The sequence below is a fragment of the Haloactinospora alba genome (genome assembly GCF_006717075.1).
GTDB classification, from domain to species: domain Bacteria; phylum Actinomycetota; class Actinomycetes; order Streptosporangiales; family Streptosporangiaceae; genus Haloactinospora; species Haloactinospora alba.
Window position 1 is genome coordinate 3,274,995 of the sequence record NZ_VFQC01000001.1, and the last position, 24,926, is coordinate 3,299,920.

Genomic DNA, 24,926 nt, shown 5'->3' on the forward strand with positions numbered 1-24,926 from the left:
GGGATGGAGTGGCCAGGGCCTGTTCGACGGATGCGCCGCGCAGCAGGACAAGCGCCCACCGGACAGGCCCTAGACGGCGACGTCCCGGAACGCCCGCGGCAACGCCTCGACCAGGTCCGTCGCCGACACCGGCGCGCCGTCCCGGGCGATCCGGGCCGCCAGACCGTGCAGGAAAGCACCCGACATGGCGGCCGTACGCGGCGCGAGCCCCGAGGAGAGCAGCGCCCCGGCGAACCCGGACAGGACGTCGCCGGTTCCCGCGGTAGCCAGCAGCGGCGTACCGGTCGGGTTGGCCACCGCCGGGCGCCCCGGTTCGGCGACAACGGTGGTGGAGCCCTTCAGGAGCACGGCGCAGCCGTACTCCTCCGCCGCCCGCGTCGCGTGCTCCAGCCGGCGCGCCTCGACGCTCTCGCGCCGCGTCTCGGGAAGCAACCTGGCCAGCTCGCCGGCGTGCGGGGTGAGGAGGGTGGGAGCCTCCCGTTCCCGCACCAGGCGCGGCCTGCGCCCCAGCAGGGTGAGCGCGTCGGCGTCCACCAGGACCGGAGCATCCGAGGCCAGCAGGGTTTCCAGTTCGCGTTCCGCGTCGGCGTCCACCCCGCGTCCGGGGCCCACCACCCACGCGTCGACCCGGTCGGGCAGCCCGGCGAGGGGCCGCTGCGGGTCGAGCACCGAGACGACCGTCTCCGGCCAGCGGTCCAGGACGGCACCGGCGACGCTCTCCCGGCCGGCGTAGCGCACCATCCCCGCGCCGCCGCGGAACGCGCCACCCGCCGCCAGCACGGCCGCTCCCCGGTAGCGGTCGGACCCCACGGCCAGGGCCAGCACCCCGCGCCGGTACTTGTCGGACTCCGCGCCCGGTCGCGGCAGCGAAGCGGCGACGTCGGCGGCCCGCGGGCATTCCAGGCAGGCGGTGGGAAGCTCCGGCTCCAGCCCGATGTCGACCAGTTCCACCACGCCGGCCCGGCCAGCACCCGGGTCGACGAACAGGCCGGGTTTGTACGTCCCGAACGTGACCGTGACGTCGGCACGCACCGCCGGCCCGCGCACGGCCCCCGTGTCGGCGTCGACACCGCTGGGCAGGTCCACCGCCACCACGGGCGCACCGGAACCGCTGGCCCACGCGGCGACGGTGGCGTGCGGCTCCCGCAACCCGCCGGAGCCGCCGATACCGACGAGCCCGTCCACGACGAGGTCGGCGCTGTCCAGCTCGGCCGCGGCCTCGGAGTCCGTGTCCACGGCGGAACCACCGGGGAGTTCGACCGGGCGGCCGCCCGCGGCCCGCAGCGCCCGCAGCCCGGCCTCGTGGACGCGCGAACCGGCCAGGACGGCCCGCACGGCGGCGCCGCGCCGGGCCAGTTCCGCCCCGGCGTACAGCGCGTCCCCGCCGTTGTCGCCGCTACCGACGAGCAGCACCACCCGCGCCCCGTACACCCGGGGCAACATCCGCGCGCACACCACCGCCAGTCCGGCCGCGGCGCGCCGCATCAGCTCCCCGTCGGGCAGGCGCGCCATGAGCGCGTCCTCGGCGGCGCGCACGGTCTCCACCGTGTGGGCGTAGCGCATGCTGAGCCTCCTGAGACCATCCCGATCCGTTCCGTCCGTACCGAGTCTCGCACCACCCGCCACGGGGAATCGGCCAGGCGGCTCGCAGGCGCGCCGTTGGAGAACGCGCGTCACATCCGGTCGATCCCGGTGAGGTCGACCTCAACCTCGAACGGGGCCTCGAGCTTCAGGCTGTGGCGGTGGATCCCGGTCAGCGCGTACGAACGGGTTGCGGGGTCGCGCTCGTACACGTAGACCACCGGCGCGCCGTCGTCCTCCTCCACCCGCCAGAAGTGCGGGATGCCGGCCGCAGCGTACAGCTCCGGCTTGCGGTAGCGGTCGCGTTCCTCGGAGTCCGGCGAGACCACCTCGACGGCGAGGAGCACCGCGTCGGGCGAGTAATACGTCTGCTCCATGCTCACGACAGCGTCATCCCGAACAACCAGAACATCCGGTTCGGGACGCTGCCGGGCCCCCAACCGCACGCTCATCTCCCGCCGCACCCGCGCGTAGGACGGGGAACACGCACGCACCCCCGTTTCGAGCAGGGAGAGCACGAGGCTGTGGAAGTTCTTCTGCGGGCTCACGAAGACCAGGCTCCCGTCGATGAGCTCGGTGTGCGGAGGTAGATCCGGGAGTCGGTCAAGGTCCTCAGCCGTGAATCCCCCGGGGGGCGGAACCGGCCAGGTCACGTCGCGCTGCTGGCCCTCCGGCCGCTCCGTAGCGGGTACTGCTCCCATACCGTCGCCTCCGGTCCTCGGATCGCTACCGCCGTCCAGCGTAGACATCACGGCCCTCCCATCGCGGGGTTTTCCGGACTCTTTCCCACTACTTCCCTCTCGCACCGGTGGGGCGGCCGGATATCCCACCACATGGCCCGCCAACCGTGGGGCGGACTCGGAACGCCCCGGGATGCTCCCCGCCCCGGCCCGGATACGGAAACGTGTGGGCAGTGGCCGCGGCCCTCCAGCTCCCGGACGAGCGGATCCCAGCCGCGGCGGGTCTGGACGGTTCCGTGCAACAGGACGTACTCCACCGGAACGAGCCTTCCCTGAGGTCGGGGTGCCGTCGCGGTCACGCTAACCGTCCCCGCCCCGAGGGGCCAGGCGCGACCGGCGGGGTCGGCTGCCGGCGGACATGTCGCGTACGGTCGAGAGGGTCCGGCACCGCGCTCCGGCGTGTCGGCGTGGGAAGCGCCCGCTTCCGTCGAACAACCAGAATCCAGGCACGGCCAGTAGCACGGGATCTCTCAGGCATGACCTCCACTGACGACCGCCTCGCGGGCGAGGACGACCTGTCCAAACGTGTCGCGCACCTGCAGAACGCCATGCACAAGCTCGGTGCGGACGTCATCCGGCTCCAGACCCAGCTCACCGACCTCGCGGCCAGCGAACCGCAGCCGGCGCAGGAGCCGGAGGGCGAGGAGGAGGGCGAACAGGCGACGCCCTTCATCTTCAACATGTCGCGCGAGGCCTACAAGAACGAGCTCGCCGCGCTGGTCACCTGGGTGAACACGTTCCTCGTCCCGGTCTATGTGGGGGACGACCCGGCCTGGTGCCCGGTGTGGTGGGAGCACCACGAAGCCGTCGGCCGGTTGCACGCCCTGCGGCTGGCGTACCAGGAGCTGTCGGACACCGCGGCCTCCGGCACGACGGGACCGGCCGTCTGGCACCGGGACCACCTCGACCCGGTGCTGGCGCGGCTGCGGTCGCAGACGGGCCCGTTCGCGGCGTGCACCACCGGGGAGGGGCATGTGGAACGGGCCAGGTCCCAGGCGGCGAGCCAGCAATCCCAGACGGCGTGACCGGCCGCACGCGGGCGGCGGCCACCGGCCGCCATCCGGCCGTGACCAGCGTGATGGGACACCGCATCGGGTCCCGTCCGGTGGAGGCCGTTCGTCACGAACGGCGCCGGGGCGCCGCGCGGTAGGGCGAGCACCCCGGACCGGACCTACGTCTTTCGCAGCCGGACGCGGCGCACCCCGTGGTCCTCGCCCTTGTACAGCACGAGGGTGGCCCGGCCCCGCGTCGGCCGGATGTTCTCCACCAGGTTCACCTCGTTGATGCTGCGCCAGGTGTTGCGGGCGAACTCGAGTGCCCGGCTCTCGTCCAGGGTGGTGGCCATCGAGTGGAAGTAGGAGCGCGGGTCCGAGAAGGCGGTGCGGCGCAGCTCCAGGAACCGTTCCAGGTACCAGGAGCGGATGTGTTCCACCTTGGCGTCCACGTAGATGGAGAAGTCGAAGAAGTCCGCGACGGCGAGCCGCCCCGCCTGAGGCGGTTGGAGGACGTTGATCCCCTCGACGATCAGGATGTCCGGCCGGTGGACCGTCTGCACGCTGTCGTCGAGGATGTCGTAGGCCAGGTGCGAGTAGACCGGGATGTCCATCCGGGAGGCGCCCGCCTTCATCGCGGACACGAACCGCACCAGGCTGCGGCGGTCGAAGCTCTCCGGGAACCCCTTGCGGTTCATGAGGCCGCGTTCCTGCAGGACCGCGTTGGGGTAGAGGAAGTTGTCGGTGCTGACCAGTTCCACGTGGGGATGGTCCGGCCACTGGGCGAGCAGGGTGCGCAGCAGCCGGGCCGTGGTGGACTTCCCGACCGCCACGCTGCCGGCCACGCCGATGATGAAGGGAACGGGCTGGTCCCCCTCCCCCAGGAAGTCGCGTACCGCGGCGTGCCGCTGCCGGGTCGCCTTCACGTACAGGTTGAGCAGCCGCGACAGCGGCAGGTAGATGTCCTCGACTTCCTCCATCGAGGTGGGGTCGGTGGTACCGCGCAGGACTTCGAGCTCCGACTCGGTCAGCGCGAGCGGAGTGGAGCTGCGCAGTGCGGCCCACGCCGTCCGGTCGAGTTCCACATACGGCGACGTGATGCCGTTCTTCGTCGCGTGAGACACGTTTGCCCACTGTAGACCAGGGTGGTCCTCCTGCCGCCCACCGGGAGGGCACTACCGGTCCTGTCCCGTGACCCGACGCTGGTGGGAGGGGCCCTCACGGGCCCTCCGGCGGGTACGGCCAGCCACGTTGGGGTAAATTTTCCGGTTTTCCCGCCCCGGAACGGCACCGTGCCACGCGCCCGGCGCGGGAGGGTCGCACCTCGCTGACGTGCGTGGTCTATCCCCGCCCTTTCTAGTGGTCTATACCGATACCAGGGAAAATATCCAGTGGTATGGCGCGCTGGATGGTTCGTTTCCCCGGGAGCGTTGGTTACGCTGACACCCATGTGCGGAATCGTTGGCTACGTCGGGCCGCAACCGGCGCTCGAGGTCGTCGTTGACGGCCTGTCACGGCTGGAATACCGGGGTTACGACTCCGCGGGCGTCGCCGTTCTCGCGGACGGCAAACTGGACACGGAGAAACGCTCCGGCAAGCTCGCCAACCTCATGACGGCGCTGGAGGAGACGCCCCGATCCAGCGACGGCATCGGTATCGGCCACACCCGCTGGGCCACACACGGCCCGCCCACCGACACCAACGCCCATCCGCACACGGACGGGGACCGCCGGGTGGCGGTCATCCACAACGGCATCATCGAGAACTTCGCCACGCTGCGCATGGAGCTCGAGGAGCGCGGGTGCGTGTTCGCCTCGCAGACCGACACCGAGGTCACCGCCCACCTCCTCAGTGAGGAGATGAAGAACCGCGGCGACGACGACCTCGCCGGCGCGATGCGCACCGTGTGCCAGCGGCTCAAGGGCGCGTTCACCCTCGTCGTCATGGACACCGCCAACCCCGAGCTGATCGTCGGCGCGCGCCGCAACTCCCCCCTCGTCGTCGGTCGGGGAGAGGGCGAGAACTTCCTCGCCAGCGACGTCGCCGCGTTCATCGCCCACACGCGCAACGCCGTCGAGCTGGGCCAGGACCAGGTGGTGGAACTGCGCCGGGACTCGGTCACCATCACCGACTACGACGGCAACCCCGCCGACGTGCGGGAGTACTACGTGGACTGGGACGCCTCGGCCGCCGAGAAGGGCGGCTACGACTACTTCATGCTCAAGGAGATCGTGGAGCAGCCCCAGGCGCTCTCGGACACGCTCCTGGGCCGGGTCACGACCGACGGCACGCTCACCCTCGACGAGATGCGGATCTCCCCCGCCGAGCTGCGCGAGCTCGAGAAGATCGTGGTCATCGCCTCCGGCACCTCGTACCACGCCGGCATGATCGCCAAGTACGCGATCGAGCACTGGTGCCGCATCCCCTGCGAGGTGGAGGTCGCCAGTGAGTTCCGCTACCGCGACCCGATCCTGAACCGGCAGACGATGGTGATCGCGATCTCCCAGTCGGGAGAGAGCATGGACACACTGATGGCGGTGCGCCACGCCCGGGAACAGCGCGCCCGCGTCCTGGCCATCTGCAACGTCAACGGGTCGACGATCCCGCGCGAGTCCGACGGGGTGCTCTACACCCACGCCGGGCCCGAGGTGGGTGTGGCCGCCACGAAGACCTTCCTCACCCAGCTCGCCGCGTGCTACCTGGTGGGCCTCTACCTGGCCCAGGCGCGCGACCTCAAGTACGGCGACGAGATCCGGGCGGTCGTGGAACAGCTGGCGAGCATGCCCGAGTACGTGGAGCGGGTCATCGGCACCGTGGACCGTGTGCGGGACCTGGCCCGGTCTCTGGCCGAGGCGAGCACGGTGCTGTTCCTCGGTCGGCACGTGGGTTACCCGGTCGCGCTGGAAGGCGCCCTGAAGCTCAAGGAACTCGCCTACATCCACGCCGAGGCGTTCACCGCGGGGGAGCTGAAACACGGGCCGATCGCGCTCATCGAGGACGGACTGCCGGTGGTGGTCGTGGCCCCCTCCCGCGAGGGTCGCGGGGTGCTGCACGACAAGATCGTCAGCAACATCCAGGAGATCCGGGCGCGCGGGGCACGCACCATCGTGGTCGCGGAGGAGGGCGACGAGGTGATCCGCCCGTTCGCGGACGAGATCGTCGAGGTTCCCTCCGTCCCGACCCTGCTGCAACCGGTGGTGGCCACCGTCCCGCTGCAGGTGTTCGCCTGCGAGCTCGCCCTCGCCAAGGGCAACAACGTCGACAAGCCGCGCAACCTCGCCAAGAGCGTGACCGTGGAGTAGGCCAGAGCGGGAGGGAGTGAACCCTCCCGCGGGAGCGGGTTCCTCCGCCGCGGCGGAGGAACCACAGCGCGGCTCCGCCGCCGGACGACGCGCGGGCAGGCGGTGCCAGCCGGGGCCCTACCCCAGGTCGGAGCGGACCACTCCGGCGAGGCGTTCGGCCACCTGGTATGCGTGGGACTCGGCCGCCGCCTCGACCATGACGCGCACCATCGGTTCGGTACCACTCGGCCGGATCAGCACACGCCCCGAGTCACCCAACTCCGTCTCCGCCAGCGTCACCGCTTCCGTCACCGCTGCGGAGGTCTCCAGGCGGTCCTTGTCCACACCGCGCACGTTCACCAGTGCCTGCGGCAGCCGGGTCATGACGGTCGCCAGCTCACTCAGCGCCACACCGTTCGCCGCCACCGCGCTGAGCAGCTGCAGCCCGGTGAGCAGACCGTCGCCCGTGGTGGCGTGGTCCGACATGATGATGTGGCCCGACTGCTCCCCGCCCAGCACGTACTCGCCCGCGCGCATCGCCTCCAGGACGTGGCGGTCGCCGACCGGGGTGTCCACGGTGGTGATCCCGCTCTCCCGCATCGCCAGCCGCAGGCCGAGGTTCGACATCACGGTGAGGACGAGCGTGTTACGGGCGAGGCGTCCCGCCTTGTACAGCTCGTGGGCGAGGATGCCCAGGATCTGGTCGCCGTCCACCGTCGAACCGTCGGCGGCGACAGCGAGGCACCTGTCCGCGTCCCCGTCGTGGGCGATACCGGCGTCCGCCCCGTGCTCCAGCACGGCCCGACGCAGGGCGTCCAGGTGTGTGGAACCGCACTCCTCGTTGATGTTCAGCCCGTCCGGCCGGTCGTGGACGGCCACCACCTCGGCACCCGCGCGCTCCAGCGCGGCGGGGGCGATCCCGGTGGCGGCGCCGTGCGCGCAGTCCACCACGACCCGCAGCCCGTCCAGGGAGTGCGGCAGGGTCGCCACGAGGTGACCGACGTAGCGTTCCACGGCCTCGTCCGAGTCGGTGACCCTTCCCACCTGGCCGCCCGAGACGGTTGGTGCGGAGGCGCCGAGGTTGGCCTCGATCTCGTCCTCCGCCTCCTCGGAGAGCTTGTCCCCGCCGCGGCCGAAGAACTTGATGCCGTTGTCCGGCGCCGGATTGTGGCTCGCCGAGATCATCACACCGAAGTCGGCCGCGAGATCCGAGGTGAGGAACGCCACGGCCGGTGTGGGCACCACTCCGAGACGGACCACGTCCACGCCGGAACCGGCCAGGCCGGCGGCGACAGCGGACTCCAGGAACTCCCCGGACACCCGGGGGTCGCGGCCGATCACCGCGAGGGGGCGCTCCCGCGTACCGTCCGGGGTGCCCAGCACCCGTGCGGCGGCGGTCGCAAGGTCCAGCGCGAAGGCCGCGGTGAGGTCCTCGCCGGCGACGCCGCGCACCCCGTCAGTACCGAACAGCCGAGCCACGGATCACTCGTCCCTTCCCAAACACGAGACGGTCACCGCTCGGGGCGGTGACACGAGATACACGTAAGGCCCGCGGATCCCAGCGAGGGACCGGCGGGCCAACAGTACACACCCACACGGGCGGCGGCACGGAACGCTCCGGGCGTTTTCCGGGAACCGGCCGTCGTGGCCGGTTCCCGACGCGTCCGGAGGCACAGCTCCGGACCGCTTAACGCTTGGAGTACTGCGGAGCCTTGCGGGCCTTCTTCAGGCCGGCCTTCTTACGCTCCACCTTGCGGTCGTCCCGGGTGAGGTAACCGGCCTTCTTCAGCACCGGACGGTTGTTCTCCGAGTCCAACCCGGCAAGCGCGCGGGCGAGCCCGTGCCGCAGCGCACCGGCCTGCCCACTCGGGCCGCCGCCGTTCAGACGCGCGAAGATGTCGTAGGCCCCGTCGAACCCGAGGGCGACCAACGGCTCCTTGATGATCTGCTGGTGGACCTTGTCCGGGAAGTAGTCCTCCAGGGACTTGCCGTTGACCGTCCACTCGCCGGAGCCGGGCGTGATCCGGACACGGGCGACCGCCTTCTTGCGCCGCCCGGTACCGCCACTCGGTCCGGAAGCGGTGGGAACGTACTCCGCGACGGGCGCCTCGGGCGACTCGCTGGTGTACTCCGCCGGGAACTCGTCGGGGGTGTCTTCGACGTCCTGGGGGACGGCGTCTTCGATGCCGGTGGGCTCGACCACGGTTCTCCTCGTACTTCCTCTAAGTCTCGCGAACGCCTACGCGGGCTGATCGATCTTGGTGAGTTCGAACGGCACCGGCTTCTGCGCCTGGTGCGGATGCTCAGGTCCGGCGTACACCTTGAGCTTCTTGCCCATGCGGCGGCCGAGAGGACCCTTCGGCAGCATTCCTTTGACAGCCTTCTCAATGGCGCGCTCAGGCTGCTTGGCGAGCAAGTCACCGTAGGCGATGGAACGGAGACCGCCGGGGTAGCCGGAATGCCGGTAGGCGCGCTTCTGCACCAGCTTGTTGCCGGTCAACTTCACCTTTTCGGCATTCACGACGATCACGAAGTCACCGGTGTCCATATGCGGTGCGTAGTACGGCTTGTGTTTGCCGCGAAGCAGCGTGGCGACGTGGCTGGCCAGCCGCCCAAGCACGACATCGCGGGCGTCGATGACGTGCCACTGACGCTGGACATCGCTGGGCTTAGGGCTGTATGTGCGCACGATCGTAAGCCTTCGTCTCGGTCGGCGGTATCCATCCCCGCGAGCGGAGATGCAGAACTCGTATTACTGGTCCGGGATGCCCCAGGTAACTCTCGGGGTCTTCCGGTGGGAGTGCGCGGACGATGATGCGTGATCGGCGCCCCAACACGAGGTTATGGCAGCCCACGGCAACTCAACGCACAACGACGGAGCATTCTACTGTTCGTTAGTACCACAGGTCAAAATGCCCCGCGAGCGCACCTAGGTCTACACTGGCACCATAGTTGGTGCGTGCTCCACATCCAATTATGCCTGCCCCGGGAGAGTGCTTTGGCCGCCCGCCGCTCCTCTCCCGCCCGAGAACCGGCGGGCGATCGTCCGTGTTCCCGGGAGTAGCGGGATTCCAGCCGCCACGTTTCCGGTCTGGATTCGTGTGGTTTGGGGAGATTACTCTCATCCGCGACGGCGCTTATACTCGACTGCCGTCGGTGAGCACAGCGACGCTCTGGCCTGGAGCTCTCGCGATCGGCCACCGTACACCGTACTCCCGCAGGAAGCCGCGGTCTCCCCCGACAGTGCCGTTCGCGCACTCGACCCAGTTCAGCAGCCCACAGACAGTCTTGGGAGCCCTGCCATCGCACCGCATCCGAACGATTCCAACGACGGTCCTCCCACCCCCCAGGGAGGGTCCCAACAACCGCAGAACATCCCCCCGGACCGGTACTCGGCGGACGAGGACCCGCAACACGAGCAGTGGAACGCGCCCCAGGCCGATCCCGCGTCCCACCACCCCCAACCGGGTCCTCCTCCCGGAGCTCCAGGACAGCCACCGAACGGCTCCACGTCTGGCCAGCCACCGCAGGCTCCGCCGCCCCCGCATCCCCCGCAGGGACAGCCGCCCCAGGGACAGCCGCCGCAGGGCCCGCCCGCGTCCGGGCCACAGTCCCCCCAGGGACAGCCGCCACAAGGCCAGCCCCCGCAGGGACCACCACCAGCGGGCCAGCCCCCGCAAGGCCAACCACCCCAGGGACAGCCGCCCCAACGGCCGCCCGCGTCCGGACCGCAACACCCCCACGGACAACCGCCACAAGGCCAGCCCCCGCAGGGACCACCACCAGCGGGCCAGCCCCCGCAAGGCCAACTCCCGCAGGGACAGCCACCCCAGGGGCCGCCCGCGTCCGGACCACAGCAACCACCCACCGGACCGCCTCCCCCCGGGCAGCCCCCGCCCCCGCAACAGCCGCTGCAGGGACGTGTCGTACAGCCGGAGAACCAACCCCACGACGCGGTCCAGGCCGAACCCGTCGAGAGCGCCCCTCCCGACGGAGCCGCCTCCGGTCCCCCTTCCAGCGGCTCGGCCCCGCAGGCGGAGGGTCTCGGGGGGCGCCCCATGTTCCGGGACGAGTCCCCGGCGGCAGGCTCCCCGGCGCCCGGAGGAGACGTCCCGCAGAGCGGCACCACCGCCGAGATCGACGTCTCCGCCATGGGCGAGGAGAAGCCGTCCCGTCGGATGACCCCCCGGACCACCATGCTGCTGAGCGCGGGGTTCGTGGTCCTGCTGCTGCTCAGCGGCGGCGGTGCGTTACTCCTCGCCACCAGCGGCTCGGGCGCCTCCGAGGCCGAGCTCACCGGCGAAGGCGTCGCTGACGAGTCGAACGACTCCGAGCCGCTGCGGTCCGGGAACCTCTTCCCGGAGACCGTCGACGCCGGCGGGGAGGAGTACTCGCTCGTCATCGACGACGACACCGACGACTGCGCCACCGCCGCCCAGGGAGGTTACGGCGAGCAGCTCGAGGAGAACGAGTGCCGCCAGATCGTACGCGCCTCCTACACCAGCGAGGAAACGAACCGGGCGGTCACCGTCGGCGTCGCCGCCATGTCCACGGCCGACAACGCCCAAGCGGCGCAGGAGGCCCAGGACCTCGGCTCCTCCTGGTTCGCCGGGCTCAACGGGGAACAGGGCAGCGGCACGGAACGCATGCGCTACGCGTCCGGCCAGGGGTCCGGAGCCCAGTGGGGGCGGTACCTCATATTCGCCCTCGCCGCCAACAACGACGGACGCGCCGCCCCGAGGGACGCCGAGAAACTCACCACTCTCAGCGACGACTTCGTGGAGGTCCCCTTCGACTCGCTGAGCGAACGCGCCCAGGAGTGAGCCGGGCCCGAGGGGCCGGTGGCGACGGGCCCACTCCCGCTGGTCTCCGCCACCGGCCCCTTCCGCGTGAGCGTCAGCACCCGCCCGAGGAGAGACTGCGGATCCTGCGGGTGGCGGTCGCCCGCTCGGCGAGCTCACTGTCCGGCGGGTAGCGCACCTCCTCCAGGGTGAGCCCGTGCGGCGGAACCACGTGCACCGCGGAGTCGCGCACCCCGGCGTCCAGCACCCGGCGCGGCCAGCCCGGGTCCCGTCGGCCGTCCCCCACCGCCAACAGGGCTCCCACCAGCGCGCGGACCATGTTGTGGCAGAACGCGTCGGCCTGCACCGTGGCCGCGTACACGTGTTCGGCCTCCATGGACCACCGCAGACGCAGCAGCTCCCGGATCGTGGTCGCGCCCTCCCGCTTGCGGCAGTAGGCGGCGAAGTCGTGCTCACCGGTCAGTTCGGCAGCGGCCTCGTTCATCAGTTCCAGGTCCAGGGAGCGCTTGTGCCACAGGACATCCTTGCGGCGCAGCGGATCCACCCCGCCCGGGGCGTCACTGACCCGGTAGACGTAGGTGCGCAACAACGCCGAGAAGCGGGCGTCGAACCCCTCCGGAGCCGCGGTGGCGGCGCCGACGCGCACATCCTGCGGGAGGACACCGGTCAGGCGGTGCACCAGCCGCTGCCCCTCGGCCTCCCACACCGCCCGCGGCAGGTCGACGTGGGCGACCTGATCCCGGGCGTGCACCCCGGCGTCGGTACGGCCGGCCACCGTCAGCTGGACGTCCTCCTCTCCCAGCCGCAGCACCCGCGCCAGCGCCGCCTGCAGCTCGCCCTGGACGGTTCTCCGGTCGGGCTGCCGCGCCCAACCGGAGAAGTCGGCACCGTCGTAGTCGATGTCCAGTCTCACCCGGACACGCGCGGACTCGTCCATGTTCGCTCCCCCGGCGACGTACAACGTGCCCGGCCCCGCGGAAGGGGACCGGGCACGGCAGGACGGAACGTGAGCGGGAGTCTTACCGCTCCTCGGCCGTCTCCTCGGCGCTCTCGGCGCTCTCGGCACTGTCGGTGCTCTCCTCGGCCGCCGCCTGTTCGGCTGCGGAAGCACCGCGGGCGCGGCCGGCGCCCGCCGGCAGAGCCTCCACCAGCTCGATCACGGCCATCGGAGCACCGTCACCCTTGCGCGGCCCGACCCGGGTGATGCGGGTGTAGCCGCCCTCCCGGTTCTCGTAGCGCGGGCCGATCACGGTGAACAGCTCGTGCACCACCGACTTGTCGGTGATCTTCGTCAGAACCTGACGGCGCGCGTGCAGGTCGCCCCGCTTGCCGAGGGTGATGAGCTTCTCCGCGTACGGACGCAGACGCTTGGCCTTGGCCTCGGTCGTCTTGATCCGGCCGTGCTCGAACAGCGCGGTCGCCAGGTTGGCCAACAGGTGTTTCTCGTGGGTCGGGCCGGCGCCCAGCCGCGGCCCCTTGGTTGGCGTGGGCATGGTGTCGTTCTCCTCGTGGTGCGGTCCCCGGTAGGGCTGTACCCGACCAGGGACCATGGGCGGCGTCTCTTAGTACTGTTCGGTCTCGACGAACGACTCGTCGTCCTCGTCGTCCGACTCGTAGGAGTCCGCCGCGGTGCTCGGGTCGAATCCAGGCGGGGAGTCCTTCAGGGAAAGCCCCATGTCGATCAGTTTCTGCTTGACTTCCTCGATCGACTTCGCGCCGAAGTTCCGGATGTCCAGCAGGTCCTGCTCGGAACGGGCCACCAGCTCGCCGACGCTGTGGATGCCCTCACGCTTGAGGCAGTTGTACGAGCGAACCGTGAGGTTGAGGTCCTCGATCGGCAGCGCGAGGTCAGCGGCCAGCGCGGCATCCGTCGGCGACGGGCCCATGTCGATCCCCTCGGCATCGACGTTGAGCTCGCGCGCCAGCCCGAACAGCTCGACCAGCGTCTTTCCGGCGCTGGCGATCGCGTCCCGCGGCCGGATGCACGGCTTGGTCTCGACGTCCACCGACAGCCGGTCGAAGTCGGTGCGCTGTTCCACACGGGTCGCTTCGACCTTGTAACTGACACGCAGCACCGGCGAGTAGATCGAGTCGATCGGGATGCGACCGATCTCCTGACCCGGCTGCTTGTTCTGCGTCGCGGAAACGTAACCACGGCCGCGTTCGACCGTCAGCTCCATCTCCAACTTGCCCTTGCTGTTCAGCGTGGCGAGGTGCAGGTCGGGATTGTGCACCTCGACGCCGGCGGGCGGGGCGATGTCCGCGGCGGTGACAACGCCGGGCCCCTGCTTGCGCAGGTACATCAGCACCGGCTCGTCGTGCTCCGAGCTGACCACCAGACCCTTGAGGTTCAGGATGATCTCGGTGACATCCTCCTTGACCCCGGGAACGGTGGTGAACTCGTGCTCGACCCCCTCGATCCGGATGCTGGTGACAGCCGCACCCGGAATGGAGGACAGCAGGGTCCGCCTGAGCGAGTTACCGATGGTGTAGCCGAAGCCCGGCTCCAACGGTTCGAGTACGAACTTGGAGCGGAACTCCGAGAGTGACTCCTCGGAGAGCGCTGGACGCTGAGCGATCAACATGGTCCGTGATTCCTTTCCCACGGCCGCCCGCTATTTGACGGCCACTGGTCGGCTCCGCGCGGCGGAGCCTGTTACTAACCCGTTCTTCCCGGGATCTCGCGGATCACGCGGATCCGCGAGGGCAACGCGGCGCCGAGGTCCTCAGACCCTCCGCCGCTTCGGCGGACGGCAGCCGTTGTGCGGGACCGGTGTGACGTCCTGGATGGAACCCACCTCGAGCCCGGTGGCCTGCAGCGACCGGATCGCGGTCTCGCGGCCGGAGCCGGGCCCCTTCACGAAGACGTCCACCTTGCGCATCCCGTGCTCCTGCGCGCGGCGCGCGGCGGCCTCGGCCGCCATCTGCGCGGCGAACGGGGTGGACTTGCGCGAGCCCTTGAAGCCCACCTGCCCCGAGCTGGCCCAAGAGATCACCGAACCTCCGGGGTCGGTGATGCTCACAACCGTGTTGTTGAACGTGCTCTTGATGTGAGCATGTCCATGGGCTATATTCTTCTTTTCCTTGCGGCGCACCTTACGCTGGGTGGCCTGCTGCTGGCGGCCCTTAGGCGGCATGGTTGAAAACTCCCAAGATCATCGGTCCGTTGGCGTTCGGGCACACGACCGTGCGTCCGGAGTGGACTACTTCTTTCCGGACTTCCGCTTTCCGGCCACGGTCTTCTTCTTGCCCTTGCGGGTGCGCGCGTTCGTCTGGGTGCGCTGCCCGTGCACGGGAAGGCCGCGGCGGTGTCGAATGCCCTGGTAGCAGGCGATCTCCATCTTGCGGCGGATGTCGGCCTGCACCTCACGCCGGAGGTCGCCCTCGACCTGGTAGTTGGCGTCGATCCAGTCGCGCAGCTTGATCAGCTCGTCCTCGGAGAGCTCGTGCACCCGGGTGCTCGCCGGGACCCCGGTGTTCTCCAGGGTCTCGTTGGCGCGAGTACGGCCGATCCCGTAAACGTAGGTGAGTGCGATCTCCACCCGCTTCTCGCGGGGGAGGTCGACGCCGGCAATACGTGCCATATGGGCGAACTCCTTCATGCGTATGCGGAGGTCTGACGCGCTCCCTCCCCGTCGCCCATCCGACGGGGCCCCAGCCTCCGACCGGGGGTTGTCCCCTCGCCTCCTGCGGGAGAGGACCGGAACGCGTTTCCGTCGATTACGCCGCGAGACCCAGCGCCGCGCGGCGGTGTCGCGTCGGGTGAGCGGGACGCTAGCCCTGACGCTGCTTGTGCCGCGGATCCGAGCAGATCACCATGATCACGCCCTTACGGCGGATCACCCGGCACTTTGAACAGATTCTCTTGACGCTCGGCTTGACCTTCATGGTGGCTCCGGACTCATACCAACACCGGCGAGCGCAGCCCGAAAGCCGGCCGCGGATGGTGGATTACTTGTAGCGGTACACGATGCGCCCGCGCGTAAGATCGTACGGGCTCAGTTCGACGACGACCCGGTCGTCGGGAAGGATGCGGATGTAGTGCATCCGCATCTTGCCGCTGATGTGGGCAAGGACCTGGTGCCCGTTGTCGAGCTCCACTCGGAACATAGCGTTAGGTAGGGACTCGATAACGGAGCCCTCGATCTCGATGGCGCCGTCTTTCTTTGCCATGTCCTCCACGCTTCGTTCATCGGTTGTTCACTGGACTAACCCGACGCGCTTCCAGGAGGCGCCCCAGAACAGGGAGCACCTGCGGAACTCGCCTCGAGAAGGAAGCCCCGCGAGAAATGCGCTCTGGAAGATCAGGTCAACTGCGTTAGCATACGCCAGCACAATGAACGAATGCGAATGAAGGCAGACTGACCCAACAGCCCGCGTATGGGCACTATCAGTTTAGCGCCTTGATACGGGTGCTCCCAACGCAGCCTGGGTACGGCCCGACAGCGGTGTCACCCGCGCCTGCCCCGCAGGAGGCCGATCGCCCCTACGCCGAGTGTGACAAAAAGCATAACCGCCCCCCAGGGAACCAGCACCCAGAGGAACCAGGGGTATCCGCTTCCGCCCGCGAGGAGGGCGGTGAGCCAGACCGCCAGGCACACGGCGTTCACACCGCCCCACAGGACCCACGGGAGCACCAGGGCCGGATGACCCAGCAATGCCAGTCCGCCCCGCCTCTCTCGGTCCACGGCCCGCTCTTCCACGAACTCGGCGAGGTCCCGTTCCGGGAGGTCCGCGGTGAGGGAGAACAGCTGCCCGCGGGTACGGGCGCCCTCGGCCTCCGCCAGCCGGTCGCTGAGTTCGCCGTCCGCCAGCCGCCCCCGGTCGGCGTGCTCACGCAACAACTGCGCCACCCGATCGCGCTCAGCGTCGGAGGCCCTCATCTGGGCTGTGGAATCGGCCACACGACACCATCCTCACCGGCAGACCGCCGTGTCCGGACACCGTCGCGCCCGCTGGGGAGGTTCCGGCGGGGCGGAGACGGTTGCTGTCGGATGGAACACACGCCGCCCGCGCGGCATTCCGCGCCATCGCGGACACACGCCGCGTTGGCACGGCCGCCGCGGGCGACGGGAACGGCTCAGAACCCGGGGTCGGGGAAACCGAGTTCGGCGAGTTTCTTCTGGTTCTCCGGACGGGCCGTCAGAACCAGCGGCCCGTCCTCGGTGATGGCCACGGAATGCTCGAAATGCGCTGCCCGCTTACCGTCCCGAGTGACCACGGTCCACCCGTCGTCCAGCTCGACCACGTGCCGGTTCCCCTGGGTGGCCATCGGTTCGATCGCCAGACACATCCCCGTCGTCAGTTTCATCCCCTTACCGCGTTTCCCGTGGTTGGGGACGTGGGGCTCCATGTGCATCTGGGTGCCGATGCCGTGCCCGCCGTACTCCAGGACGTTGCCGAACCGGCTCGCCCGGAGGTAGCTGTCGATCGCGTTCCCGATGTCCTCGAGGCGCCTGCCGCTCCACAGCTGCGCGATCCCGGCCCACATGGACTCCTCGCAGGCCTCCATCATCCGGCTGTCCTCCCGGTTCGGAGTACCCACCGGGAACGTGATCGCGGAGTCCCCGTGCCATCCGTCCAGGATCGCACCGCAGTCGACCGAGACGATATCGCCGTCCGCCAGCACCGTGGACGCGGACGGGATACCGTGCACGACCCTCTCGTTCACCGAGGTGCAGATCGAACCGGGGAACCCGTAGTAGCCCTTGAACGACGGAACCGCTCCGGCGTCCCGGATCATCCGCTCGGCTATCTCGTCGAGATCCAGAGTGGACATCCCGGGACGCGCGGACGAACGCAGCTCGCCCAACGTGCGCGCGACGATCCGGCCCGCGGCGCGCATCCGGGCGATCTGGTCCGCGCTCTTGATCTGAACCTCGGGTTCGGCCTTTCGGAACATCAGGAGGAACGTCCCATCGCCGCCAGCGCCCGAGCCGTGACCTCCTCGACCGTTCCGGTCGCGGTGATCGTGACGAGCAGCCCCTCGTCGGCGTAGAACGACACCAGCGGCGCCGTCTGCTCCCGGTACACCTCCATGCGGTGCCGGATCGTCTCCTCCTTGTCGTCCTCCCGCTGGAAGAGCTCACCCGAGCACTGGTCACACACCCCAGCGACCGTCGGGGGGTCGTAGAGGGTGTGGTGGGCGTAGCCGCAGCTCCGGCAGGAACGACGGCCGGAGAGGCGGGTGACCACCTCCTCCTCGTCGACCTTCAGCTCGACGACGGCATCCAGCTCCTCGTCCAGCTCCACCAGGATCTTGTTCAGCACCTGAGCCTGGCTGACGTTGCGCGGGAACCCGTCCAGGAGGAAGCCTTGCAGCGCGTCCTCCTGGACCAACCGGTCCCGGACCATCGCGTTGGTGATCTCGTCGGGAACCAGGTCACCCCGGTCCATGTACTCCTTGGCCTGCAAGCCAAGCTCTGTGCCACCACTCACGTTGGCACGGAAGATATCCCCGGTGGACACCTTCGGGATCGACAACTCTGACGCCAAAATCTGGGCCTGGGTACCCTTACCGGCACCTGGGGGCCCTAGCAGTACGGCACGCACTATCGCAGAAAACCTTCGTAGTTCCTCTGCTGGAGGTGACTCTCGATCTGCTTCACCGTATCCAGCCCGACACCGACCATGATCAGGATGCTCGTACCACCGAACGGGAAGTTCTGGCTCGCGCCGGACGCGCCCATCGCCACCATCGGCAGCAGAGCTATCACACCCAGGTACAGCGAACCGGGAGTCGTCAGCCGCGTCAGCACATAGTCGAGGTACTCCGCGGTCGGACGCCCCGGCCGGATACCCGGGATGAACCCACCATACTTCTTCATGTTGTCGGCGACTTCAGCGGGGTTGAACGTGATCGCCACGTAGAAGAACGCGAACCCGACGATCAGCAAGAAGAACGTCGCCATGTAGACGGGATGGGTGCCGCTGACGAAGTACGTGGAGAGGAAGTCCACGACGACGTTGTCCGAGTCCTGGCCCATCAGCCCGATCGCCAGCTGCGGCAGGTACAGCAGCGAGGAAGCGAAGATCACCGGGATGATGCCGGCCTGGTTCACCTTCAGCGGGATGTAGGTGGAGCTGCCCCCGTACATCCGCCGACCGACCATCCGCTTCGCGTACTGCACCGGGATGCGCCGCTGTGCCTGCTCGATGAAGACGACTCCCGCGATCAGCACCAGGCCGGCAGCGCAGATGAGCCCGAACACCCACTCCGGCTGCTCCTGCCAGATGGTCTGGATCGCCGAGGGGAACGTGGCGATGACCTGGGTGAAGATCATCAACGACATACCGTTGCCGACGCCGCGCTCGGTGATCAGCTCACCGAACCACATGATGATGGCGGTACCGGCGGTCATCACGAAGACCATCGTCACCAGGGTGACGAGGTCCTGGCGGGGCATGTACTGGGCGGCCTGGATCCCGGTCTGCTGGAAGAGCTGGCCGGTGCGCGCCATCGCGATGATGCTGGTGGACTGCAGGACCGCGAGCGCGAGGGTCAAGTACCGCGTGTACTGCGTGATCTTGGTCTGCCCCGCCTGGCCTTCCTTCTTCAGCGTCTCCAGCCGGGGGATGACCACGGTCAGCAGGTTGATGATGATACTGGCGGTGATGTAGGGCATGATGCCCAACGCGAAGACCGCGAGCTGCAGCAGGGCACCGCCGCTGAAGAGGTTGACCAGCGCGTAGACGCCGGACTCGTCGGCGTTCTGGGCCGACTCCACTTGCTCCCGAATCGCCGACGGGTCGATTCCGGGGGCGGGTATGACCGACCCGAGCCGGAAAATGGTCAGAATGAAAATCGTAAAGAGCAGTTTGTTCCGCAGGTCAGGCGTGCGGAACGCACGGACGAACGCACCTAGCACGTCTCCTCCTGCGCGGCTTCGGCGGCGGAACCGAGTCGAGACATCGCGGCCGATCCTGAATCGTCGTAGAGCGTCAGCGCCGGGGGTGGCCCGGAGCTCGGAAACATCGCATCAAGCAAAGGGCACTTTAACACTCATCCGCAGTGACAGCAGGTTACTGGTGCCGACAGTGGGTATAACGACAGCTCAGCATACCCACCTGAGATACGCGCAGGGGCGCCCGCCCGAACCTGACGGTTCGTACCGCGGGCGCCCCTGAACTGGCTGTGCCGGTGGTAGGCCATCGCTACAACTCGGTGGCACTGCCACCGGCTGCCACGATCTTCTCCTTCGCCGATGCCGAGAACGCGTGCGCACTCACTCGCACGGCGGAGGTGATCTCACCCGTCCCGAGCACCTTCACCAGCTCGTTCTTGCGCACGGCCCCCTTGGCGACCAGGTCCTCGACCGTGACCTCACCGCCCTGGGGGTAGAGCTCGTTCAGCTCATCCAGGTTGACGACCTGGTAGGTCTTCTTGAACCTGGCGTTGCTGAAGCCCCGGCGCTTGGGCAGCCGCTTGATCAGCGGCATCTGGCCGCCCTCGAAGCCGGTGGGCACGGTCGAACGGGCCTTGGTGCCCTTGTGGCCACGGCCCGACGTCTTGCCCTTGGAGCCCTCGCCCCGGCCCTTGCGGATCTTGTTCTTGTTCGACCCGGGTGCCGGTTTGAGGTGGTGCAACTTCAACGGTTCGTCGTTGTCGCTCATTTGCTGACCTCCTCGACGTTCACGAGGTGCGCAACGACGTTGATCTGCCCGCGAACCTCGGGACGGTCCTCGTGGACGGCCGTCTTGCCGATCCGCCCCAGGCCGAGCGAACGCAGGCTCTCACGCTGTTTGTGGTTCCCGCCGATCTTGGACCGGACCTGCGTGATCTTCACGTTAGCCATGGTTACGCACCCGCCTTCGTGTCTTCCTGCCGGGCGCGCAGCATCGCTGGCGGGGCGACGTCCTCGATCGGCATACCGCGCCGTGCCGCGATCTGCTCCGGCCAGCTCAACTGCTTGAGCGCGGTCTCGGTCGCGCGCACGATGTTCAGCGGGTTGGCCGAACCGAGGGACTTGGTCAGCACGTCGTGGACGCCGGCGCAGTCCAGCACCGCACGCACCGGGCCACCGGCGATAACACCGGTACCGGGCGCCGCCGGGCGCAGCAGGACGACACCCGCCGCGTCCTCACCCTGCACCTGGTGCGTGATCGTGCCCTGGACCCGGGGCACACGGAAGAAGTTCTTCTTCGCCTCTTCCACACCCTTGGCGATGGCCGAGGGAACTTCCTTGGCCTTGCCGTAACCGACGCCGACCATGCCGTTGCCGTCGCCGACAACCACCAGGGCGGTGAAGCTGAAGCGACGCCCGCCCTTCACAACCTTGGCGACCCGGTTGATGGTCACGACTTTCTCGGTGTAGGAGACACCCTTGTCTGCGGCGCCGCCGCGGCGATCGTCGCGGCGGTCGCGCCGCTCGCCACCGGCGCCGCGCCGCGGAGCTGCAGCCATCAGTGGTTCCTCTTCCCGTCGATAAGATTGCTCTTGACCGAGTTCGTCATTGTTAGAACTCCAGTCCGCCGGAACGCGCGCTGTCGGCCATGGCCGCGATCCGGCCATGGTAGCGGTACCCTCCCCGGTCGAAGACGACCGCGCTGATACCGGCGTCCGCTGCCCGCTGCGCCAGCAGCTCGCCGACCTTGTGCGACTTCTCGGTCTTCGTTCCCCCGACCGCGCGGATGGTCGGGTCCATGCTGGAGGCCGACGCCAGGGTGTGGCCCTGGGTGTCGTCCACGATCTGGGCGACCATGTGCTTGGAGGAACGAGTGACGACCAGACGCGGACGCTGAGGAGTCCCCGAGATCTTCTTGCGAACCCGCAGATGCCGCCGCGCACGGGAAGCCGCGCGCGTGGCCGTTCCCTTGCTGCGGGCCAGCGTCGTGCTCTTCGCCATGCTTACTTACCAGCCTTTCCGGCCTTGCGGCGGATCTGCTCGCCCTTGTACCGCACGCCCTTGGCCTTGTACGGATCGGGCCTGCGCAAGTTTCGGATGTTGGCGGCGACCTGACCCACGAGCTGCTTGTCGATTCCCTCGACGACCAGCTGCGTCGGTTTCTCCACCCGGAAGGTGATGCCCTCCGGGGGCTCTATGGTGATGGGGTGGCTGTAGCCCAGCGAGAACTCGAGGTTCTCCCCCCGGGCCTGCACCCGGTAACCGACACCGGTGATCTCCAGGGTCTTGCTGAACCCGTTGGAGACGCCCTCGACGAGGTTGGAGAGCAGTGCCCGGGTCAGCCCGTGCAACGACCGGGTGTCCGGCTTGTCGTCCGGGCGGTCCACCGTGATGGTGCCCTCGGAGTGCTCGGCGGTGATCGGCGAAGCGATAGTGTGGCTCAGTTCGCCCTTCGGCCCCTTGACTTTGACGTCCTGACCGTCAATCGTGACTTCGACGCCCTTGGGGACCGAGATCGGCAGTCGACCAATACGCGACATGCTGATTTCTCTCCCTTACCAGACGTAGGCGAGGACTTCGCCACCCACGCCATGCTTTTTGGCCTGCTTGTCGGTCATCAGGCCACCGGACGTCGAGATGATGGCCACGCCGAGGCCACCCAGGACACGCGGAAGGTTGTCCTTCTTCGCATAAACCCGCAGCCCCGGCTTGGAGACTCGACGGATGCCGGCGATGGAACGTTCCCGGGTCGGCCCGTACTTCAGCTCCACCACGAGGCTCTTGCCCACTGTGGCCTCTTCGGAACGCCAGCCCTGGACGTATCCCTCCTGCTGGAGGATCTCGGCGATGTGCGCCTTGATCTTGGAATACGGCATCACCACGACGTCGTGGTGCGCCGAACTCGCGTTACGCAGACGCGTTAGCATGTCTGCGATCGGATCGGTCATCGTCATGGCCGATAGGCCCTTCCTCGCTGCGGTTTCCCCAAGGACAGGACGTGTTCCCGCACGCCCTGTTCTCCCGTACTGGTGACGCGGCCCCTCTGGGACCTACAGCGTGGTCATGGGCACTGGCCACAGGCACAGTGCCCGGTTGGTTCATTTGTCCTCTGCGACGGTGCCCTACCGCCCCGCGAGACGCCGACCTGACTCAACGAGGTCGCTCTCGCCCGGCCGGTGGTTACCAGCTCGACTTGGTAATCCCCGGAAGCTCGCCGCGGTGCGCCATGTCGCGGAAGCAGATCCTGCACAGACCGAACTTCCGGAACACGGCACGCGAACGCCCGCACCGCGAGCACCGAGTATACGCGCGAACGGAGAACTTCTGTTTCCGGTTCGCCTTGGCGATCAGTGCTTTCTTAGCCATCCCTCGTCGTCCCTCAAGCTTCCTTGAACGGGAAACCGAGCCGCCTGAGCAGACTCCGGCCCTCATCGTCAGTGGCCGCCGTGGTCACGACCGTGATGTCCATCCCACGCTGCCGGTCGATGTTGTCCGGATTGATCTCGTGGAACATCACCTGCTCGGTCAACCCGAAGGTGTAATTGCCGTTCCCGTCGAACTGCTTGGGCGACAGTCCGCGGAAGTCACGAATCCGCGGCAGCGCCAGGGAAAGCAGGCGGTCCAGGAACTCCCACATCCGGTCCCCGCGCAGCGTGGCACTCACACCGATCGGCATGCCCTCGCGCACCTTGAACTGGGCGACGGACTTCTTCGCCCGGTTCACCTTGGGCTTCTGCCCGGTGATGGCGGCGAGGTCGGCGGAGGCTCCCTGGACCAGTTTCGCGTCCCGGGCGGCCTCACCGATCCCCATGTTGACCACGATCTTCGTCAGACCGGGCACCTGCATGATATTGCCGATCTCGAACTCCTCGCGGAGCCCGGGGACAATCTCGGAACGGTACTTCTCTTTCAGGCGCGGCATTGCCGGCGCTTCGGTCCCAGTGTCAGCAGTAACCGTCATCAGATGTCCTTACCGGTGTGGCGGGAGATCCGAACCTTGGTTCCGTCCTCCTCGAAGCGGTAACCGACACGAACCGGCTTGCCGCCCTCCATCAGGGCGACGTTGCTGACGTGGATCGGCGCCTCCTTCGTGATGACCTCACCCTGCTGGCCGCCCGCCGGATTCGCCTTCTTGTGCTTCTTGATGAGGTTGACGCCCTCGACGACGACACGCTGCTCCTTAGGAAGGGCCCGCAGAACCTTCCCGGTAGCACCCTTGTCCTTGCCGGCGATGACGACGACCTCGTCCTCCTTTTTGACCTTCATCGCCTACAGCACCTCCGGCGCTAGCGAGATAATGCGCATGTACCTCTTGTCCCGCAGCTCGCGGCCGACCGGGCCGAAGATGCGAGTGCCCCGCGGGTCCCCACCGTCCTTGATGAGTACGGCGGCGTTCTCATCGAAGCGGATGTAGGAGCCGTCGGGCCGGCGGCGCTCCTTTTTGGTGCGCACGACAACGGCCTTGACGACATCGCCCCTCTTCACGCCGGCAGCGGGAAGGGCGTCCTTCACCGTCGCCACGATCCTGTCGCCGATGCCCGCGTAGCGCCGACCCGAACCGCCGAGGACACGAACGGCCAGGATCTCCTTGGCCCCCGTGTTGTCGGCGACCTTGAGTCGCGACTCCTGCTGAATCACGTCTGCTCCTGATGTGTGTGCGCGAGATCCCTCCCGCGCTGCTAGGTGGTCACACCCCCACGGGCGGCCGATCGATACCGCGACCGACCGCCGACCAGGGGTCTACTTAGCCTTCTCCAGGATCTCCACGACGCGCCAGCGCTTGGTCGCCGACATCGGGCGGGTCTCCATCAGGCGAACCCGGTCGCCGATGTTGCAGACCTCCGCCTCGTCGTGGGCCTTGTACTTCGTGGTGCGGCGAATGACCTTGCCATACAGCGGGTGCTTGGCGCGGTCCTCCACCTCGACAACGACAGTCTTCTGCATCTTGTCGCTGACAACTATGCCCTCGCGCACCTTGCGGTAGTTACGCGTGGCACTCTGCACGTTGGTCTCGCTCATTCAGCCGCTTCCTTCGTCTTCTCAGCCGACTCACCGGTCAGCGGCATGATGCCGAGCTCGTGCTCCCGCATAACCGTGTAGATCCGTGCGATCTCACGCTTAACGGTGCGCAGCCGACTGTGATTGTCCAACTGCCCGGTAGCGGCCTGGAAGCGGAGGTTGAACAGCTCTTCCTTCGCCTCTTTGAGCTTGGAGATCAGGTCCTCTTGGGACTGTGCCCGAAGCTCACTGGCGGTCAGGGACTTCGCCATCACGCCTCCACTTCGCGCTTCACGAACTTGCACTTCATCGGGAGCTTGTGCATCGCAAGCCGCATGGCCTCCTTGGCCACCGGTTCCTGTACACCCGACAGCTCGAACATCACGCGTCCAGGCTTGACCGGGGCGACCCACCACTCCGGGGAGCCCTTACCGGAGCCCATACGGGTCTCGGCGGGCTTCTTGGTCATGGGGCGGTCCGGGAAGATGTTGATCCAGACCTTGCCGCCACGGCGGATGTGCCGCGTCATAGCGATACGCGCGGACTCGATCTGCCGGTTGGTGACATATCCGGCTTCCAGCGCCTGGATGCCGAACTCACCGAAGTTAACCTTCGTACCGCCTTTGGCGCGACCACTGATATCCGGGTGGTGCTGCTTACGGTACTTCACCTTACGGGGAATCAGCAT

Annotated in this window: 34 protein-coding genes; 3 read left to right on the forward strand and 31 right to left on the reverse strand. The window is 68.1% G+C overall.

Annotated features, from left to right (window positions below):
* Positions 1–69 precede the first annotated feature (69 nt).
* The gene (locus FHX37_RS14670) at positions 70–1,563 is read right to left on the reverse strand and encodes an NAD(P)H-hydrate dehydratase (protein WP_141924429.1); all 1,494 of its coding nucleotides are present in this window, start codon (positions 1,561–1,563) and stop codon (positions 70–72) included.
* A 110-nt stretch (positions 1,564–1,673) separates the two neighbouring features.
* Positions 1,674–2,282, reverse strand: a complete 609-nt coding sequence (locus FHX37_RS14675) for a Uma2 family endonuclease (protein WP_246062405.1) — start codon at positions 2,280–2,282, stop codon at positions 1,674–1,676.
* 515 nt (positions 2,283–2,797) lie between these two features.
* Between FHX37_RS14675 and FHX37_RS14680 the strand changes: the two genes are divergently transcribed.
* Positions 2,798–3,346 carry a DUF4913 domain-containing protein gene (locus FHX37_RS14680; RefSeq protein WP_141924431.1) on the forward strand — a complete coding sequence of 183 codons (549 nt, stop codon included), beginning with the start codon at positions 2,798–2,800 and terminating at the stop codon, positions 3,344–3,346.
* Positions 3,347–3,492: 146 nt separating this feature from the next.
* On the opposite strand, the gene coaA is transcribed toward FHX37_RS14680, so the two are convergent.
* Complete coding sequence (gene coaA, locus FHX37_RS14685) at positions 3,493–4,398, reverse strand: type I pantothenate kinase (protein ID WP_211351929.1); 906 nt, start codon at positions 4,396–4,398, stop codon at positions 3,493–3,495.
* A 363-nt stretch (positions 4,399–4,761) separates the two neighbouring features.
* Between coaA and glmS the strand changes: the two genes are divergently transcribed.
* Complete coding sequence (gene glmS / locus FHX37_RS14690; protein ID WP_141924433.1) at positions 4,762–6,615, forward strand: glutamine--fructose-6-phosphate transaminase (isomerizing); 1,854 nt, start codon at positions 4,762–4,764, stop codon at positions 6,613–6,615.
* Positions 6,616–6,732: 117 nt separating this feature from the next.
* On the opposite strand, the gene glmM is transcribed toward glmS, so the two are convergent.
* The 4 genes from glmM to FHX37_RS14710 all read right to left on the reverse strand — a co-directional run bounded on the left by glmM (position 6,733) and on the right by FHX37_RS14710 (position 10,544).
* Positions 6,733–8,073, reverse strand: coding sequence for a phosphoglucosamine mutase (gene glmM, locus FHX37_RS14695; protein ID WP_141924434.1), 1,341 nt, complete (start codon positions 8,071–8,073; stop codon positions 6,733–6,735).
* Positions 8,074–8,281: 208 nt separating this feature from the next.
* The gene (gene rpsI / locus FHX37_RS14700) at positions 8,282–8,797 is read right to left on the reverse strand and encodes a 30S ribosomal protein S9 (protein WP_141924435.1); all 516 of its coding nucleotides are present in this window, start codon (positions 8,795–8,797) and stop codon (positions 8,282–8,284) included.
* Positions 8,798–8,833: 36 nt separating this feature from the next.
* Positions 8,834–9,283, reverse strand: a complete 450-nt coding sequence (gene rplM / locus FHX37_RS14705; RefSeq protein ID WP_141924436.1) for a 50S ribosomal protein L13 — start codon at positions 9,281–9,283, stop codon at positions 8,834–8,836.
* Between the two features lie 448 nt (positions 9,284–9,731).
* Positions 9,732–10,544: a hypothetical protein gene (locus tag FHX37_RS14710; RefSeq protein WP_141924437.1), complete on the reverse strand. Its 813-nt coding sequence runs from the start codon at positions 10,542–10,544 to the stop codon at positions 9,732–9,734.
* 108 nt (positions 10,545–10,652) lie between these two features.
* Between FHX37_RS14710 and FHX37_RS14715 the strand changes: the two genes are divergently transcribed.
* On the forward strand, positions 10,653–11,417 hold the full coding sequence (locus tag FHX37_RS14715) for a hypothetical protein (RefSeq protein WP_141924438.1): 765 nt from the start codon (positions 10,653–10,655) through the stop codon (positions 11,415–11,417).
* A gap of 73 nt (positions 11,418–11,490) precedes the next feature.
* Here FHX37_RS14715 and truA read toward each other — a convergent pair whose 3' ends face one another.
* The 24 genes from truA to rplP form a co-directional block, all read right to left on the reverse strand.
* Entirely contained in the window at positions 11,491–12,333 is an 843-nt protein-coding gene (gene truA / locus FHX37_RS14720; RefSeq protein ID WP_141924439.1) for a tRNA pseudouridine(38-40) synthase TruA, read from the reverse strand.
* Positions 12,334–12,415: 82 nt separating this feature from the next.
* Complete coding sequence (rplQ, locus tag FHX37_RS14725; RefSeq protein ID WP_141924440.1) at positions 12,416–12,889, reverse strand: 50S ribosomal protein L17; 474 nt, start codon at positions 12,887–12,889, stop codon at positions 12,416–12,418.
* Positions 12,890–12,958: 69 nt separating this feature from the next.
* Complete coding sequence (locus FHX37_RS14730; RefSeq protein WP_141924441.1) at positions 12,959–13,981, reverse strand: DNA-directed RNA polymerase subunit alpha; 1,023 nt, start codon at positions 13,979–13,981, stop codon at positions 12,959–12,961.
* 141 nt (positions 13,982–14,122) lie between these two features.
* Positions 14,123–14,533: a 30S ribosomal protein S11 gene (gene rpsK, locus FHX37_RS14735; protein WP_141924442.1), complete on the reverse strand. Its 411-nt coding sequence runs from the start codon at positions 14,531–14,533 to the stop codon at positions 14,123–14,125.
* 66 nt (positions 14,534–14,599) lie between these two features.
* Positions 14,600–14,980 (reverse strand): 30S ribosomal protein S13, encoded by a 381-nt coding sequence (gene rpsM / locus FHX37_RS14740; RefSeq protein ID WP_141924443.1) that lies wholly within the window; start codon positions 14,978–14,980, stop codon positions 14,600–14,602.
* A 190-nt stretch (positions 14,981–15,170) separates the two neighbouring features.
* On the reverse strand, positions 15,171–15,284 hold the full coding sequence (gene rpmJ, locus FHX37_RS14745) for a 50S ribosomal protein L36 (RefSeq protein ID WP_141924444.1): 114 nt from the start codon (positions 15,282–15,284) through the stop codon (positions 15,171–15,173).
* A 63-nt stretch (positions 15,285–15,347) separates the two neighbouring features.
* The gene (gene infA, locus FHX37_RS14750; RefSeq protein WP_211351839.1) at positions 15,348–15,569 is read right to left on the reverse strand and encodes a translation initiation factor IF-1; all 222 of its coding nucleotides are present in this window, start codon (positions 15,567–15,569) and stop codon (positions 15,348–15,350) included.
* A gap of 278 nt (positions 15,570–15,847) precedes the next feature.
* Entirely contained in the window at positions 15,848–16,300 is a 453-nt protein-coding gene (locus FHX37_RS14755; protein WP_342777616.1) for a DUF1707 SHOCT-like domain-containing protein, read from the reverse strand.
* A 176-nt stretch (positions 16,301–16,476) separates the two neighbouring features.
* Positions 16,477–17,298, reverse strand: a complete 822-nt coding sequence (gene map / locus FHX37_RS14760) for a type I methionyl aminopeptidase (RefSeq protein ID WP_141924446.1) — start codon at positions 17,296–17,298, stop codon at positions 16,477–16,479.
* Positions 17,298–17,936, reverse strand: coding sequence for an adenylate kinase (locus tag FHX37_RS14765; RefSeq protein ID WP_141925275.1), 639 nt, complete (start codon positions 17,934–17,936; stop codon positions 17,298–17,300). The genes map and FHX37_RS14765 overlap by 1 nt, the downstream gene beginning before the upstream one ends.
* Positions 17,937–17,947: 11 nt before the next feature.
* The gene (gene secY / locus FHX37_RS14770) at positions 17,948–19,264 is read right to left on the reverse strand and encodes a preprotein translocase subunit SecY (RefSeq protein ID WP_141924447.1); all 1,317 of its coding nucleotides are present in this window, start codon (positions 19,262–19,264) and stop codon (positions 17,948–17,950) included.
* Between the two features lie 286 nt (positions 19,265–19,550).
* Positions 19,551–20,009, reverse strand: coding sequence for a 50S ribosomal protein L15 (rplO, locus tag FHX37_RS14775; RefSeq protein WP_141924448.1), 459 nt, complete (start codon positions 20,007–20,009; stop codon positions 19,551–19,553).
* Positions 20,006–20,191, reverse strand: a complete 186-nt coding sequence (rpmD, locus tag FHX37_RS14780; protein ID WP_141924449.1) for a 50S ribosomal protein L30 — start codon at positions 20,189–20,191, stop codon at positions 20,006–20,008. Before rpmD ends, rplO begins: the two co-directional genes overlap by 4 nt.
* A 2-nt stretch (positions 20,192–20,193) precedes the next feature.
* A complete protein-coding gene (gene rpsE, locus FHX37_RS14785; protein ID WP_141924450.1) occupies positions 20,194–20,799 on the reverse strand; it encodes a 30S ribosomal protein S5 in 606 nt (201 codons plus the stop codon).
* 52 nt (positions 20,800–20,851) lie between these two features.
* Positions 20,852–21,241, reverse strand: coding sequence for a 50S ribosomal protein L18 (gene rplR / locus FHX37_RS14790; RefSeq protein WP_141924451.1), 390 nt, complete (start codon positions 21,239–21,241; stop codon positions 20,852–20,854).
* 2 nt (positions 21,242–21,243) lie between these two features.
* On the reverse strand, positions 21,244–21,780 hold the full coding sequence (gene rplF, locus FHX37_RS14795) for a 50S ribosomal protein L6 (RefSeq protein ID WP_141924452.1): 537 nt from the start codon (positions 21,778–21,780) through the stop codon (positions 21,244–21,246).
* Between the two features lie 15 nt (positions 21,781–21,795).
* Positions 21,796–22,194: a 30S ribosomal protein S8 gene (gene rpsH, locus FHX37_RS14800; RefSeq protein WP_141924453.1), complete on the reverse strand. Its 399-nt coding sequence runs from the start codon at positions 22,192–22,194 to the stop codon at positions 21,796–21,798.
* Between the two features lie 226 nt (positions 22,195–22,420).
* Positions 22,421–22,606: a type Z 30S ribosomal protein S14 gene (locus FHX37_RS14805; protein WP_141924454.1), complete on the reverse strand. Its 186-nt coding sequence runs from the start codon at positions 22,604–22,606 to the stop codon at positions 22,421–22,423.
* A gap of 13 nt (positions 22,607–22,619) precedes the next feature.
* On the reverse strand, positions 22,620–23,201 hold the full coding sequence (gene rplE, locus FHX37_RS14810) for a 50S ribosomal protein L5 (protein WP_141924455.1): 582 nt from the start codon (positions 23,199–23,201) through the stop codon (positions 22,620–22,622).
* Entirely contained in the window at positions 23,201–23,506 is a 306-nt protein-coding gene (gene rplX, locus FHX37_RS14815; RefSeq protein WP_141924456.1) for a 50S ribosomal protein L24, read from the reverse strand. Before rplX ends, rplE begins: the two co-directional genes overlap by 1 nt.
* 3 nt (positions 23,507–23,509) lie before the next feature.
* Complete coding sequence (gene rplN, locus FHX37_RS14820) at positions 23,510–23,878, reverse strand: 50S ribosomal protein L14 (protein WP_141924457.1); 369 nt, start codon at positions 23,876–23,878, stop codon at positions 23,510–23,512.
* A gap of 102 nt (positions 23,879–23,980) precedes the next feature.
* Positions 23,981–24,259, reverse strand: a complete 279-nt coding sequence (rpsQ, locus tag FHX37_RS14825) for a 30S ribosomal protein S17 (RefSeq protein ID WP_141924458.1) — start codon at positions 24,257–24,259, stop codon at positions 23,981–23,983.
* The gene (gene rpmC, locus FHX37_RS14830) at positions 24,256–24,510 is read right to left on the reverse strand and encodes a 50S ribosomal protein L29 (RefSeq protein ID WP_141925276.1); all 255 of its coding nucleotides are present in this window, start codon (positions 24,508–24,510) and stop codon (positions 24,256–24,258) included. The genes rpsQ and rpmC overlap by 4 nt, the downstream gene beginning before the upstream one ends.
* A complete protein-coding gene (gene rplP / locus FHX37_RS14835) occupies positions 24,510–24,926 on the reverse strand; it encodes a 50S ribosomal protein L16 (RefSeq protein WP_141924459.1) in 417 nt (138 codons plus the stop codon). Before rplP ends, rpmC begins: the two co-directional genes overlap by 1 nt.

Coding starts and splice junctions, on each gene's coding strand:
- FHX37_RS14715 (WP_141924438.1), top strand. CDS start 10,653: ATGTTCCGGGACGAGTCCCCGGCGGCAGGCTCCCCGGCGCCCGGAGGA.
- rpsQ (WP_141924458.1), bottom strand. CDS start 24,259: ATGAGCGAGACCAACGTGCAGAGTGCCACGCGTAACTACCGCAAGGTG.
- truA (WP_141924439.1), bottom strand. CDS start 12,333: ATGGACGAGTCCGCGCGTGTCCGGGTGAGACTGGACATCGACTACGAC.
- rpsE (WP_141924450.1), bottom strand. CDS start 20,799: ATGGCTGCAGCTCCGCGGCGCGGCGCCGGTGGCGAGCGGCGCGACCGC.
- rplE (WP_141924455.1), bottom strand. CDS start 23,201: ATGACGGTTACTGCTGACACTGGGACCGAAGCGCCGGCAATGCCGCGC.
- rpsM (WP_141924443.1), bottom strand. CDS start 14,980: ATGGCACGTATTGCCGGCGTCGACCTCCCCCGCGAGAAGCGGGTGGAG.
- rplX (WP_141924456.1), bottom strand. CDS start 23,506: ATGAAGGTCAAAAAGGAGGACGAGGTCGTCGTCATCGCCGGCAAGGAC.
- FHX37_RS14675 (WP_246062405.1), bottom strand. CDS start 2,282: ATGGGAGCAGTACCCGCTACGGAGCGGCCGGAGGGCCAGCAGCGCGAC.
- FHX37_RS14670 (WP_141924429.1), bottom strand. CDS start 1,563: ATGCGCTACGCCCACACGGTGGAGACCGTGCGCGCCGCCGAGGACGCG.
- rplP (WP_141924459.1), bottom strand. CDS start 24,926: ATGCTGATTCCCCGTAAGGTGAAGTACCGTAAGCAGCACCACCCGGAT.
- infA (WP_211351839.1), bottom strand. CDS start 15,569: ATGGCAAAGAAAGACGGCGCCATCGAGATCGAGGGCTCCGTTATCGAG.
- rpmJ (WP_141924444.1), bottom strand. CDS start 15,284: ATGAAGGTCAAGCCGAGCGTCAAGAGAATCTGTTCAAAGTGCCGGGTG.
- rplO (WP_141924448.1), bottom strand. CDS start 20,009: ATGAGCGACAACGACGAACCGTTGAAGTTGCACCACCTCAAACCGGCA.
- FHX37_RS14805 (WP_141924454.1), bottom strand. CDS start 22,606: ATGGCTAAGAAAGCACTGATCGCCAAGGCGAACCGGAAACAGAAGTTC.
- rplR (WP_141924451.1), bottom strand. CDS start 21,241: ATGGCGAAGAGCACGACGCTGGCCCGCAGCAAGGGAACGGCCACGCGC.
- rpmC (WP_141925276.1), bottom strand. CDS start 24,510: ATGGCGAAGTCCCTGACCGCCAGTGAGCTTCGGGCACAGTCCCAAGAG.
- FHX37_RS14680 (WP_141924431.1), top strand. CDS start 2,798: ATGACCTCCACTGACGACCGCCTCGCGGGCGAGGACGACCTGTCCAAA.
- map (WP_141924446.1), bottom strand. CDS start 17,298: ATGTTCCGAAAGGCCGAACCCGAGGTTCAGATCAAGAGCGCGGACCAG.
- rpmD (WP_141924449.1), bottom strand. CDS start 20,191: ATGGCTAACGTGAAGATCACGCAGGTCCGGTCCAAGATCGGCGGGAAC.
- rpsK (WP_141924442.1), bottom strand. CDS start 14,533: ATGCCGCCTAAGGGCCGCCAGCAGCAGGCCACCCAGCGTAAGGTGCGC.
- FHX37_RS14730 (WP_141924441.1), bottom strand. CDS start 13,981: ATGTTGATCGCTCAGCGTCCAGCGCTCTCCGAGGAGTCACTCTCGGAG.
- rplQ (WP_141924440.1), bottom strand. CDS start 12,889: ATGCCCACGCCAACCAAGGGGCCGCGGCTGGGCGCCGGCCCGACCCAC.
- rpsH (WP_141924453.1), bottom strand. CDS start 22,194: ATGACGATGACCGATCCGATCGCAGACATGCTAACGCGTCTGCGTAAC.
- rplF (WP_141924452.1), bottom strand. CDS start 21,780: ATGTCGCGTATTGGTCGACTGCCGATCTCGGTCCCCAAGGGCGTCGAA.
- glmS (WP_141924433.1), top strand. CDS start 4,762: ATGTGCGGAATCGTTGGCTACGTCGGGCCGCAACCGGCGCTCGAGGTC.